Annotated in this window: 8 protein-coding genes; 4 read left to right on the forward strand and 4 right to left on the reverse strand. The window is 71.7% G+C overall.

What is annotated here, in order from left to right:
• Positions 1-7: 7 nt before the first annotated feature.
• Positions 8-895, reverse strand: a complete 888-nt coding sequence (locus L3078_RS41835) for a Gfo/Idh/MocA family protein (protein WP_239759472.1) — start codon at positions 893-895, stop codon at positions 8-10.
• 82 nt (positions 896-977) lie between these two features.
• Entirely contained in the window at positions 978-3,755 is a 2,778-nt protein-coding gene (locus L3078_RS41840; protein ID WP_239759475.1) for a SpoIIE family protein phosphatase, read from the reverse strand.
• Positions 3,756-4,084: 329 nt separating this feature from the next.
• Here L3078_RS41840 and L3078_RS41845 point away from each other — a divergent pair, with 329 nt between their 5' ends.
• The gene (locus L3078_RS41845; RefSeq protein WP_239760704.1) at positions 4,085-6,139 is read left to right on the forward strand and encodes a DUF1996 domain-containing protein; all 2,055 of its coding nucleotides are present in this window, start codon (positions 4,085-4,087) and stop codon (positions 6,137-6,139) included.
• A 352-nt stretch (positions 6,140-6,491) separates the two neighbouring features.
• Entirely contained in the window at positions 6,492-8,072 is a 1,581-nt protein-coding gene (locus tag L3078_RS41850) for a hypothetical protein (RefSeq protein ID WP_239759477.1), read from the forward strand.
• Positions 8,073-8,109: 37 nt separating this feature from the next.
• Here the strand turns inward: L3078_RS41850 and L3078_RS41855 are convergent, their stop codons facing one another.
• Positions 8,110-8,574, reverse strand: coding sequence for an SRPBCC family protein (locus tag L3078_RS41855; RefSeq protein WP_239759479.1), 465 nt, complete (start codon positions 8,572-8,574; stop codon positions 8,110-8,112).
• Positions 8,575-8,883: 309 nt separating this feature from the next.
• Here L3078_RS41855 and L3078_RS41860 point away from each other — a divergent pair, with 309 nt between their 5' ends.
• Positions 8,884-9,900 (forward strand): hypothetical protein, encoded by a 1,017-nt coding sequence (locus tag L3078_RS41860; RefSeq protein ID WP_239759481.1) that lies wholly within the window; start codon positions 8,884-8,886, stop codon positions 9,898-9,900.
• A gap of 61 nt (positions 9,901-9,961) precedes the next feature.
• On the opposite strand, the gene L3078_RS41865 is transcribed toward L3078_RS41860, so the two are convergent.
• Positions 9,962-10,327: a cupin domain-containing protein gene (locus L3078_RS41865; RefSeq protein WP_239759482.1), complete on the reverse strand. Its 366-nt coding sequence runs from the start codon at positions 10,325-10,327 to the stop codon at positions 9,962-9,964.
• Between the two features lie 149 nt (positions 10,328-10,476).
• On the opposite strand from L3078_RS41865, the gene L3078_RS41870 reads away from it, so the two are divergent.
• Entirely contained in the window at positions 10,477-12,771 is a 2,295-nt protein-coding gene (locus L3078_RS41870; RefSeq protein ID WP_239759484.1) for an MMPL family transporter, read from the forward strand.
• Positions 12,772-12,789: the final 18 nt, after the last annotated feature.

Genomic DNA, 12,789 nt, shown 5'->3' on the forward strand with positions numbered 1-12,789 from the left:
GGCCGCGTCAGCCGGTCAACTGTCCTTCGGCGGAGGCCAACAGCTCCGTCACGCGCAGTGCGAACGCGGCGTCGCACGGATGCGGACGACCACCGCGGGCTGCTGCCAGCAGTGCGTCCCCCGCCCGCACGAGAGCCGGTACGGCCCCCTCGTCGGTCGTGGGCAGCACGGTCGTCCCGGTCCGGCCCCGCAGCTCGACCGTCGCGCCGGACGCCGCGGGCGGGGCGGTGAGGCTGAGGGTGAGGGTGCTGGACGCCCCGCCGGTGTGCAGCAGCACCAGATGGACCGTGTCCTTGGGCCCGCGCACGGCGGCGGCCACCTTCTCCACGTCCCCGAGGACCGGCAGCAGCACGGACAGGGCGTGCGGGCCCACGTCCCACAGGCCGCCCTTCTCCCTCCGCCACGGCGAGTCCGCGAAGGGGCTGTCGCTCTCGCCGTCGAACAGCGACCCGAACCACTCCGCCCGCCCCGTGAACCAGCCCTCACGGGCGGCCTGTTCGGTGATCCACGCGTCGATCGCCGTCTGGAACCGGGCGGTGAAGAACACGACCGAGGCGACCCCGGCCTCCTCGACCGCCCGGACGACGGCCCGCCCCTCCTCGACGTCCGTCGACAGCGGCTTGTCGAGCAGCAGATGACAGCCCGCCCGGGCCGCGCGCACCGCGAGCGGCGCCTGGACGGAGGGCGGCAGGGCCACGGCGACCGCGTCCACGTCCGCGAACAGGGCGTCGACGTCCTCGTACACGGCCACGCCGCCGTGCCGGTCGGCCAGTTCCTTGGCTGCCTCCGGGCGCCTGCCCCACACCCCCGCGAACTCCAGCTCCTGGTGCGCGCTCAGCGCGGGGGCGTAGGCCATCTCGGCCCACGGTCCGGTTCCGAGCAGTCCTGTACGCATGCTCCGGTTCACTCCTCGTGCGTTGGGTGGGATGTCCTTCGAAGCCCCTCGGGGTCTCCGGGGAGCGTCGGTCCGACGGCCGTCAGGGCAGCGCCTGTTCGGTCCAGATCGTCTTGCCCGTGGGGGAGTAGCGGGTGCCCCACCGCTGGGTGAGCTGGGCGATCAGATACAGGCCCCGGCCGCCCTCGTCGGTCGTGGCGGCGTACCGCAGATGGGGCGAGGTGTGACTGCTGTCGGTGACCTCGCAGATCAACTGCCGGTCGTGGATGAGGCGGACCCGGATGGGGCCGCCGCCGTACCGGATGGCGTTGGTGACCAGCTCGCTGAGGATCAGCTCGGTGGTGAACTCCAGCTCCTCAAGGCCCCACTCGGCCAGCTGCCGGGTGGCCTCGGAGCGCGCCCGGCGCACCGCGGCCGGGTCGCCGGGCACCTCCCACTCGACGACACGGCCCGTGTCCAGCGCCTGGGTGCGGGCGACGATCAGGGCGATGTCGTCGCTCGCCCGGCTCGGCGGCAGTGCGTCGAGCACGGCCTCGCAGGTCCCCTGCGGCGAGGTGTCGGCCCCCGCCAGCGCGGCGCGCAGCAGTTCGAGGCCGTCGTCGATGTCCCGCTCCCGGTCCTCCACGAGACCGTCGGTGTAGAGCACCATGCGGCTGCCCTCGGTGAGGTCCAGCTCGGCCGTCTCGAAGGGCAGCCCGCCGAGACCGAGCGGCGGACCGGCCGGCACCTCGGGGAAGTCGACCGTGCCGTCGGGCCGGGCCACCGCCAGCGGCGGATGCCCGGCGCGGGCGACGGTGCAGCGCCGCGACACCGGGTCGTAGATCGCGTACAGGCACGTCGCCCCGGTGATCGGGGCGTTGCCGTCGAGGACCGCCTCGTCCTGGTCGATCCTGCTGACCATCTCGTCCAGCAGCCCCAGGATCTCGTCCGGCGGCAGGTCCAGCGCGGTGAAGTTGTGCACCGCCGTGCGCAGCCGCCCCATCGTGGCCGCCGCGTGCAGACCGTGACCGACGACGTCGCCCACGACGACGGCGACCCGGGTGCCGGACAGCGGCAGGACGTCGAACCAGTCGCCGCCCACCCCGGCCTGCGCGGGCAGGTAGCGGTAGGCGACGTCCAGGGCGCTCTGCTCGGGCAGGTGGCGCGGCAGCAGACTGCGCTGCAGGGTCTCGGCCATCGTGTGCTCGCGGGTGTAGCGGCGCGCGTTGTCGATGGAGACCGCCGCGCGGGCCACCAGCTCCTCGGCGAGCGCCACTTCCTCCTGGTCGAACGGCTCGGGCTTCTCCGAGCGCCAGAAGTTGGCGACCCCCAGCACCAGCTGGCCCACCCGCAACGGCACGGTGATCAGCGAGTGGATGCCGTACTCGACGACCTGCGCGGACCGTTCGAGGTCCTGGGCCCGCCAGCCGGGCGCCCGGCTGAGGTCGGCCACCAGGGTCGAGCTGCCGCTGTCGATGCTGCGGGCCTGGGGCGAGGAGGGGACCAGGTCGATCCGCTCGCCCACCTTGTACAGCGGCGCGTCCTCGCGGATCCCGCTGCTCGCCGTACGGCGCAGTGTGGTGGCCGTCGCGGGCTCGTCGCCGCTGAGCGCCGCCGGGGCCAGGTCCACGGTGACGAAGTCCGCGAACCGGGGGACCGCCACCTCCGCCAGCTCCTCGGCGGTGCGCGTCACGTCCAGGCCGGTGCCGACGCCCACCCCGGCGTCGTAGAGCAGCCTCAGCCGCTCCCGGGCGGCCTCCGCGCGGCCCGAGAGGGCGCGCAGCTCGGTGGAGTCGCGGAGCGTGGCGACGCTGCCGGAGGGCTCGCCCTGCAGATCGGTGGGCCGCTGGTTCACCGCCAGCAGCCGGTCGCCCACCAGGTGCACCTCGTCGTTGGCGACCCGGCCCGAGGCCAGCAGCTCCGCCATGGGTGCTTCGAGACCCAGGGCGTGGACGTCCTGCCCCTCCGCGTCCGCGGGCAGGTCCAGCAGGCGGTGCGCCTCGTCGTTGGCGAGCAGGAGCCGGCCCCCGCCGCCGACGATGATCACGCCCTCCCGCACGGCGTGCAGCACCGCGTCGTGGTGCTCGTACATCCTGGTCATCTCCGACGGGCCGAGCCCGTGGGTCTGCCGCAGCAGCCGTTTGCTGACGAGCGCCGTGCCCGCCGTGGCCAGGGCGAGGGCCGCCGCGGCGGCGGCCAGCACGAGGGGCAGCTGCTGCTCGGCCACCCCGCCCACGTTCTCGGTGGTGATCCCGGCCGAGACCAGGCCCACCACCTTGCCGTCGGGGTCCTTGATCGGCACCACGGCCTGGACCAGCGGACCGAGGGTGCCGGTCACCTCCTCGGTGAACGACTCGCCCTTCAGCGCGGGCTCGATGGTGCCGACGAACTGCTTGCCGATGCGGTCCGGCTTCGGATGGGTGTAGCGGATCCCGTCGGTGTTCATCACGACGATGAAGTCCACCCCGGACTGGACCCGGGCGGCCTCGGCCCTCGGCTGGAGCACCGCCGTGGGATCGGGGGAGCTCAGCGCCTCCCGGGTGCCCGGCGCGTTGGCGAACGTCTCCGCCACGGCCAGCGAACGGTTGTGCGCCTCCTTGGAGCTGTCGTGCCGTACCTGCAGGACCAGCGCCACCACGGCCGACACGACCAGGACCAGCACGATCACGACCTGCAGCAGGAACACCTGTCCGGCGACACTGCGCCCGCTCAGCGCCGAGCGCAGTCCCGAGAGCGGGCCCCAGCCGTGTCCCGACTCCCCGGTCGCGCCGCCGTCCGATCCGTGCGGTACCCGCCGGGCACGGTGGTCCCGGCCCTGCGCAGGCCGACCCTGGGGACGGCGGGTCGACTGAGAGCGAGATCGACCCAGGAGACGGACCATGTGCCCATGTCTACACTGCCCCGCGCCCCGAGGCGAGAGGGGGTGGCGCCCTGCCCGGACCGGCGCCCTCGACCGCTCGGCGGGGAGAGCGCTTGCTACCCCTTTGACCATATGTGATGCCCTGCTACCTGTCGGATTCCTGTGAATCTGCGAGGCGCTTGAACACATCGCGGTCCGGCTCCGTATAAGGCTGGGGTTTTTCATGCCCGGACCCGACGACGACGTTGTAGGAGCTATCCGTGGGACGCACCACCAGGCGCAGACGCCCGTCCGGAGCGCGGCGCGCGACCTCTGCCGCGATCGCGCTGATCCTGGGCGGAGGCGGTCTCGTGGCCGTCAATGTCTACGCGTCGGCCACCGAGGACGGTTCGCCCGACGACGTGGTCGAGCGGGTCGGCTCCGCCGCCGGCACCATCGACTGCCCGGACGTCGGCAGCGAGCTGACGGAGGTGCCCGAGGGGGCACGGGAAGGCGTCGACCAGGAACTCGCGGCCCTGGACCAGCAGATAGCCGAGGCCTACCAGCGGCTGCAGAACTCCGTCCAGGCCCAGCAGCAGGACAGCGGGTTCGCCGACAACGCGATCATGAACCCGTTGAAGGAGAAGCGGGCGGCGACGATCGAGCGGATCGCGATCGCCATCGACCGCGTCGGGGACCGCCCCGAAGGGCTCGACGCCCTCGCCGCCTGCGAGCTGCGCCCCGCCGAGGAGCAGAACACCGGCCAGGACGGCGGTCAGAACGGCGGAGAGCAGGACGGCGGGGAACAGGACGGCGCCGGCCAGGACGACGGCGGTGACCAGGACCAGGGCGGTCAGGGTGACCAGCAGGGCGGGCAGGGGCAGCAGGGCAACGGCGGTCAGGCCGGCAACGGGCCCGTGGCCGCGGACTACGCCGACATCAGGTCCGTCCAGCCGAACGCCGGGAACGGTGGCGGGCAGAACGGCTCCACCGGCACCTTCAGCACCGACTGCGGGGTGAACGCGGGCGGCTTGTTCAACTCGGACAACGTCATCGTCGCCCCCGGCGTCTCCAACGGCGCGCACCACTTCCACGACTACGTCGGCAACCAGGGCAACAACGCGTTCGCCAGTGACGAGGACCTCGCCGCCGCCGACACCAGCTGTGAGAACCCGGGCGACCGGTCGTCGTACTTCTGGCCCGTGATCCGTCTGCAGAACGGCACCGCCGAGCAGGACGCCAACGCGCCCGGCGGCGGCATCGAGGGCAACGCCGGTGAGATCGTGACGCCCAAGGAGGTCACGATGACCTTCGTCGGCAGCCCGCGGGGCGACGTCGTGGAGATGCCGCGTCTGCTGCGCATCATCACCGGCGACGCCAAGGCCTTCATCAACGGCCCGGCCAACGCCAACGCGTCCTGGAGCTGCACCGGCTTCGAGGACCGGCAGCTGAAGGACAAGTACCCGCTCTGCCCCTCCGGCAGCGACGTCGTACGCACCTTCAAGTTCCAGAGCTGCTGGGACGGCCGCAACATCGACAGCGCCAACCACCGCACCCATGTGGCCTTCGCCGCCGCGGACGGCAGTTGCGCGGCCGGGTTCAAGGCCATCCCGCAGCTGGTCCAGCGCATCGTCTACGACGTCGACGCCCCGAGCCTCCAGGACGGCGGCCGTACGACTCCGCTGTTCGCCGTGGACTCCTTCCCCGAGCAGCTCCACAAGGCCGTCACCGATCACGGCGACTTCATCAACGTCTTCGACGAGGACCTGATGCGGGCGATGGTGGACTGCATCAACGACGGCCGCGAGTGCGACGCGGCCGACCTCGGCGGCGACCAGGGTGACGGCGGGGACCAGGGGAATGGCGGCGACGAAGGGAACGGCGGCAACCAAGGGGACGGCGGCGACGAAGGGAACGGCGGCGACCAGGGGCAGGAACCCGGCCAGGGCCAGGACGACGGCCAGGACCAGGACCAGGACCAGGGTCAGGGTCAGGACCAGTCGGGCAACGGTCAGGGCGACGGCGGTGACCAGGGGCAGGACCAGGACGAGAACACGGCCGAGCCCAGCGAGACCGCTCAGGCACCCGGTGGCGCGGACGACCAGGCGAACCAGGGCGGCGACAAGGAGCCCCAGGTCCTCAGCTCGGTGAAGGCGACCCAGCGCGGCAACACCGGCGCCGACGCCGACGCCGGCGACGAGGGCGCGGACGACGCCGGGGACGTCGGCGACGCGGCCGCGACCCCCGAGCAGACGCCCGCGGCGAACGTGCCGTCGGCCGCCGGGCAGCCCGGCGCACAGGGGTCCGGGTCGGCGACGGGCAGCCTCGCCGAGACCGGTTCGCAGCTGTGGCCCGCGATGATCGGCGGCGTGGCCGTGCTCGCGGGTGTCGTACTGCTGCGCAGGGTGCGGCGCGGGAACTACTGATCCGTACCGCCGACGGATGCGGTTGCCGCCGGGCGACGTCGCGGCGGCCGCCGTGGTCCTCGCCCAGGCGGCCCCCGCTCGCCGCGCCCCCGATTCCGCCCCGGCGACGGGGAACACCTCGCCCGCCGGGCGAACCGGAAGGTGACCCCGGTGCGTCAACCAGCTGTGGGGCCGGTAGTTTTCACGCACCCACCGACGGTGCGACCGATGCTTTCGCGCCAGCTCCAGGGCGGTGGTCACGAAGTGAAATCGATCTCTGCCTGCGCCCGAGAATCACCTGTCGCGGCATCGAGATTCGGCCGTACACTGACAATTCGTAAGCATGCGGGTGGAGTTGACGGGGGGATCCGAGATGTCCGGGGATCAGTACGGTGTAAGAGACCAGGACGGGTGGAGTCACAGCTTCGTCGTGCCGCCGATGCCGTCGGCGCCGCCCCCCGGCCCCGCGGACGGCTGGCGGGCCGTCGGGGTGGGCCTGCTGAACCTCAGCGGTCTGGGGCTCGGCTACGCGCTGATGCGCCGCCCGCTGCTCACCCTGCTCTGCTGGGCGGCCACCGGGCTGCTGCTCTTCTCGGTCCTGCCGGCCGACCCTGACGGCGTCTCGGGCACCACCCTGACCGTCTACGGCCTCTTCCTCCTCCTCGCGGCCGCCCACGGCGCCTTCCTGGGCCTGCGCAACCGCCTGGTGTGGCCCGCGAAGTCCCCGCTGGCCATCGTGCTCGGCGTCCTCCTCCTCGGCGTACCCGTCGCGAGCGGTCTGCTGTACGAGACCGCGCGGAAGGAAGCCGTCGAGGAGATGCTCCTGGACCGGCTGGCGAAGGCCGACGAACTCGTGGACAAGGCCTCCGGCGAGTCCTTCTCGACGACCCAGTCCGAGTACCGCAGGGCGCTCTCCGCCTACGACGACCTCAGCACCGACCACCCCGACTCCCGGGCCGCGGAGAAGGTGCCGGACCGGCTGAAGACCTTCTACACGGCGGTCGGCGCCCCGTACGAGAAGCAGCAGTACTGCGAGGCGGTCGCTCCCCTCGAATACCTGCGGACGGTCCCACAGACCGTGAGCAAGCAGGATCTCGGCTCGCTGGCCGGCTGGCCCGACGACCGGCTCGCCACCTCGCTGTACGAGTGCGCCTCGGAAAGCCTGGAGGGCGACACCGAGGGCTGGCAGGACCAGTTCAGCGACCTCCTCACCACGTTCCCCGACTCCGATCAGGCGGCGAAGGTCGGACCCGACGTCGAGGCGGCCGTCGACAAGGCGGTCAAGGCCGTCGGCGGGGACGACCCGTGCACCGCCGTGGACCAGCTGGAGACGCTCGGCTCCCAGGTCAAGGCGCTGCCGGGGGAGAAGGCCGGAGTGGCCGACGCCCTCACCGCCGCCTCGGGGAAGGCCGAGAACGCCGCCTCCGCGGGTGTCTACACCTGCGGTGTCGACCAGTACAAGGACGGTGAGTTCGCCGAGGCGGTGACGTCGATGAACGACTTCGTCGACGCCAACAAGAACCACAAGAACGCGCCGCGCGCCAAGAAGATAGCGATCGCCGCCGAGATCGCGCAGGAGGTCCCGGAGGCGGGCAAGAAGCTGCCCACCACCCGGACCGGCGGCAGCATCTCCGTCACGGTCAAGAACGACAGCCCCGACGAGATCCAGGTCATGTACACCGGCCCGGTGACCGGCACCTTCACCCTGAAGGGCTGCTCCACCTGCACCAGCTACGACTGGAGCAGCACCCTGGTCTCCAGCTTCAAGCCGTGCAGCGGCAACGACAAGTATCCGCAGCGCACGATCAGCCTGCCGGTCGGCACCACGTACTTCCTGCACAAGCCGAAGGGCGACAACGCCTCCAGCGCCGCCTCCGACACGGCCAAGCTGGAGTCCGGCTACATCTACACAGAGTGCGCCTACGTGACCTCGGGCTACGGGCTGAACTCCTGACACGCACCCGGGCACGGTGACCGAGGGCCGCGGCGGCTCAGCCCCTGCGGCCCTCCACCCACCCGGCGACCTCGTCCAGGTCCTTCGCGATGGCCCTGCGTACGGCGCGGGCGCCGATGGGGCCCATGACCCTCGCGAGCAGACCCGCCACGGAGCCGGTCGGCCGGGCGGAGAACGTCATCAGGACCGTCGTCGACTCCGGCCCGTCGGCCCGCAGCACCCACTCCGAGACATAGCGGGAGCCGTGCGACTCGGCCTCCACCACATAGCGCTCGGGCGGCTCGCTGACGGTCACCCACATCTCCTCGGTGGCGTCCTTGCCGAACATACGACGGGTCTCCCGCCACCGGGTGCCCACCCCGAAGCCCCCGTCCGTGAGGACCTCGACCCTCGTGACACCGCTGAGCATCCGTTCCATACCGCCGAGGTCCGTCAGGGCCTCCCACACCCGGCCCTGGGAAGCGGCCACCCGGCGCTCGACGACGACACTTCTGCTGGTCATGCCTCCCATGAAAGCACCGGGCACCGGCGTCCGCCCCAGGACGGCCACCGGGCCGGCGCCCGCCCCGGCCCGCGCGCCAGGTTCCGTAACCAGGGTGCGTAGTTCTACGGACGACCGGGCGGGAGGGGTTCTGCGAGGGTTGGATCTTCAGGTGCGGCCGGGTTCCGTGCGGCCGCATGGAAGGGATCCGGCCGTGGGTATCCCTCCTCCACGCGTTCGACCACGACATCCCTCCGCCCCGCCCCGCGGCCCCGTGGGGCGACCCGGCTCCGCCGCCGCACCCCGTCCACCACGACCGAGGAGAACCCGATGACCGAACGCCCCGAGGGTGCGCCGCCACAGCCACAGCCGCAGGACCAGCCGTCCGCGTCCCCGCCCGGGCAGGCCCCGCCGCAGACACCCACCCAGGCCGAGATACCCGCCCAGCCGGCACCGGCCCCGGCCCAGAACCCGGCTCCGGCTCCGGCGCAGGCCCAGGCACCTACGCAGGCGGCAGTCCCGAGCGCCTACCCCTACCCGAACCCGCAGTCCCCGGCGCCGCACCCCCAGCCCCCGGCCGGCTACGGCCCTCCGGTCGCCGCCACGACCGCCCAGGCCAACCCGTACGGCCAGCCGCCGGGTGGCTACCCGTCCGGTGGCTACCCGCCGGGCGGCTACCCGCCCCTCGGGGCACCGCCCGCCACCGGTGCCGGGGGGCGTGCCGTGCTGTGGGCACTGGTCGGCGCGGCGGTGGCCTCGGCCGCCTGGGCCGGCGGGGTCTTCCTGCTCGGCAAGGACGACACCGAGGCGGACCTGCGCGGCTACCGGGCCAAGTCGGACATCTGCCCGTCGGTGGACTACTCGTCGTTCAAGAACGAGTACCCGGAGGAGGACGACGCCCCGGTCAACAACTCCCTGAAGCACGCGGCCATCGACCAGAGCTACTGCAGCATCTCCCTCAAGGAGTCCTCATCCTCCACCATCTCCGACGCGTACTTCTCGGTCCAGATGGACCTGCACAAGAAGACCGACCCGGGCCCCGAGTTCACCGCCCTGTGGTCCGAGTACGACCAGCGCTACGACGACTACGAGGTCGAGAAGGTCGACGGCTTCGGCGACGAGGCGTACCTCATCACCGAGGACACCACCTCGGGCGACGACACCAGCGGCAGCCGGTCGGCCACCCTCGCGGTGCGCGACGGCTGGATGACGTACGAGATGCGGTGGAGCGCCTACGGCTCCAGCTACGACAACGTGAGCATGCCGGACGTCGACGAGGTCGTGGAGTGGCTCAAGAACGACACGAACGCGACCTTGGACAACCTGCGGGAGTCCGACGGGATCTGACGCGGACGGAGGCGGGGCGTGTCGCGCCACCGCCTCCGCTCCCTCGCGCACCCGGACCGGCTCAGTCCCCCTTCGCCTTCGCGTAGTCCTGGGCCATCTGGCCGGCGAAGTCGTACAGCAGGCACTGCTCGTCGCCCACGACCCACGCGTCGTGTCCCGGCGGACACACGAAGGTGTCGCCCGGTCCGACCTCGCCCTCGCCGCCGTCGTCCATACGGATGTGCATGCGTCCCTGGACCACGTAGCCGTTGTGGTGGACCTGGCAGCTCTCCGTGCCCGCGATGGGGGCGACGGACTCCGACCAGCGCCAGCCCGGCTCGAACGTGGCCACGGCGAAGTCGAGCCCGGTGAGGTGCACGGCCTCCAGGTGACCCCGGGGGAAGTCGCGCCGCTCGTCCGGCTTCTCGACCGACTTGATCTCCAGCATGACGGCTCCTTCCGTTCCGTCCCACCCCCCTCATCGTCCGCCTGTCAAGCCGGGGCCGCCAACCGGGGGACCGGCTCCCTCCTGAGGTGCCGGGCCACCGGCGCCGTCGTGTAATGAGGGCCGGAGATCGCTTCCGCGTGGGAGAGACGATGCGCTCAGGTCGTACCGCTGGGAAGGGCGAGGCCGAGGCCGCCGGGGGCGTGCTGCGGCGGCTCGGCGAGTGGTGCGCCCGGCACTTCGTGATCGTCGTCGTCGCCTGGCTGGTCGCCCTCGCGGCGGTGCAGGTGCTGAACCGGTCCTACGGCGGCGACTACTCGGACAACTTCTCCCTGCCGGGCGTGCAGTCCCAGAAGGGCCTGGACGTGCTCAAGGAGCACGATCCGGCCGCCGGCGGCTACGGCAGCCAGATCGTCCTGCACGACGAGGACAAGGCGCTGACCTCGCTCGGCTCCCAGATGTCCGAGACGGTCGACGACCTGCAGAAACTGCCGCACGTGCTGTCCGTCCAGAACCCGCTGGACGCGTCCTCCGGCCAGTCGTCGCAGTCGTCGGGCCAGTCGCAGCAGCCGAACGTCGGCCCCCTGTCCTCCGACCAGAAGACGGCGTACATCACGATCCGCTTCGACGTGCAGCCCTCCACCCTCGGGGACGGCTATCTCGACGGCGTGGACGACTCGGTCCAGCCGCTGCGGTCGGCGGGCGCCGAGGTCGAGTACGGCGGACCGCTCGGCGAGCTGGCCCGTCCCGCCGCCGACGACCGGGTGAGCGAGCTGATCGGCTTCGCGGTCGCGATCGTCGTCCTGCTGGTCGGCTTCGGCAGCGTCATCGCCGCCGGACTTCCCCTGGTGACCGCGTTGCTGAGCGTCATCGGCGGCCTCGCCTGTCTCGGTCTCCTGGCCGCCGCGTTCACGTTCGCGACCGTCTCGCCGACCCTGGCGACGATGATCGGAATCGGTGTCGGCATCGACTACGCGCTGTTCCTGAGCACCCGTCACCGGCAGAACCTCATGGACGGCGACGACCCGGTACGGGCGGCCGGCCGCGCCGCCTCGACCAGCGGTCACGCCGTCCTCGTCTCCGGGTGCACGGTGATCGTCGCGCTCGCCGGGCTGTACGCGTCCGGGGTGAGCTTCATCGGCAAACTCGGGCTCGCCGCCGCCGTCACCGTCGTCTCCGCGATCATCGGCGCGCTCACGCTGGTCCCGGCCCTGCTCGGTCTCATCGGCAGACGCATCGACCGCTACCACGTGCGCAAGCCCGTCGCCGAGACCGGCGCCGACACCGGGGAGGAGATCACCGGCACCTGGCACCGCTACGCCCAGCGCGTCGAGCACCACCCGTGGCGGTTCCTGTCGGCCGGTGTCCTGGCCGTCGCGATCCTCGCGATCCCCACCTTCTCCATGCAGCTCGGCCATATCGGCGACGGCGCCGACCCCACCTCGTTCACCGACCGCCGCGCCTACGACCTGATGACGGACGCCTTCGGCCCGGGCTCCAACGGTCCGCTCACCGTCGTCATCGACCAGAGCTCGGTCCCCTCCTCGGACCGGCAGAGTCTGCAGAGCACCGCGCAGAAGAACCTCGACGCGGTCGACGGAGCGTACGCGGTCACCCCGCTCACCCCCACCCAGGACGGGGACGTCCTCGTCGGCACGGTCTACTCCGAAAAGTCACCGCAGAACGCCGACACCACCGACCTGACGAACCGCCTCGTCGACGACACCCTCCCCGCCTCGGTCTCCGGCACAGGGGCGAAGGGCTACGTCACCGGGACCACGGCCTCCCAGGTCGACTTCCGGGACATCGTGGCGAGCCGGCTGCCCATCATCATCGCCGTGGTCGTCGGCCTCGCCTTCCTGATCATCCTGGCCGTCTTCCGCGGCCTTCTGGTCGCGGTGAAGGCGGCGGTGCTCAACGTGCTGTCCATCGCGGCCTCGTACGGCGTCGTCGTCGCCGTCTTCCAGTGGGGCTGGGGCGGGCCCGCCCTGGGCGTCAACGGCAAGGTGCCCATCGAGAGCTATGTCCCGATGATGATGTTCGCCATCATCTTCGGACTCAGCATGGACTACGAGATCTTCCTGCTCTCCCGCGTCCACGAGGCCTGGGCGCGCACCGGCGACGCCCGTGCCTCCGTGGCCCACGCGCTGGAGATCACGGCCCGGGTCATCACCTGCGCGGCCCTGATCATGGTCAGTGTCTTCGCCGCGTTCATCGTCAGCGACAACATCGTGGTCAAGATGCTGGGGCTGGGGCTCGCCGTCAGCGTCCTCATCGACGCCACGGTCGTCCGCCTGCTCATGGTGCCCGCGGTGATGACCCTCCTGGGCCGCCACGCCTGGTGGACCCCGCACTGGCTGGACCGGATCATGCCGCACATCGACGCGGAGGGGACCACGGCGAAGCGGTCGGTCCCGACGGGGCGGGACCGACCGCTCGACAGCTGACCGACCTCAGCCACAAGG

This window comes from Streptomyces deccanensis (genome assembly GCF_022385335.1).
Classification (GTDB): domain Bacteria; phylum Actinomycetota; class Actinomycetes; order Streptomycetales; family Streptomycetaceae; genus Streptomyces; species Streptomyces deccanensis.

Coding starts and splice junctions, on each gene's coding strand:
- L3078_RS41835 (WP_239759472.1), bottom strand. CDS start 895: ATGCGTACAGGACTGCTCGGAACCGGACCGTGGGCCGAGATGGCCTAC.
- L3078_RS41840 (WP_239759475.1), bottom strand. CDS start 3,755: ATGGTCCGTCTCCTGGGTCGATCTCGCTCTCAGTCGACCCGCCGTCCC.
- L3078_RS41850 (WP_239759477.1), top strand. CDS start 6,492: ATGTCCGGGGATCAGTACGGTGTAAGAGACCAGGACGGGTGGAGTCAC.
- L3078_RS41855 (WP_239759479.1), bottom strand. CDS start 8,574: ATGACCAGCAGAAGTGTCGTCGTCGAGCGCCGGGTGGCCGCTTCCCAG.
- L3078_RS41860 (WP_239759481.1), top strand. CDS start 8,884: ATGACCGAACGCCCCGAGGGTGCGCCGCCACAGCCACAGCCGCAGGAC.
- L3078_RS41865 (WP_239759482.1), bottom strand. CDS start 10,327: ATGCTGGAGATCAAGTCGGTCGAGAAGCCGGACGAGCGGCGCGACTTC.
- L3078_RS41870 (WP_239759484.1), top strand. CDS start 10,477: ATGCGCTCAGGTCGTACCGCTGGGAAGGGCGAGGCCGAGGCCGCCGGG.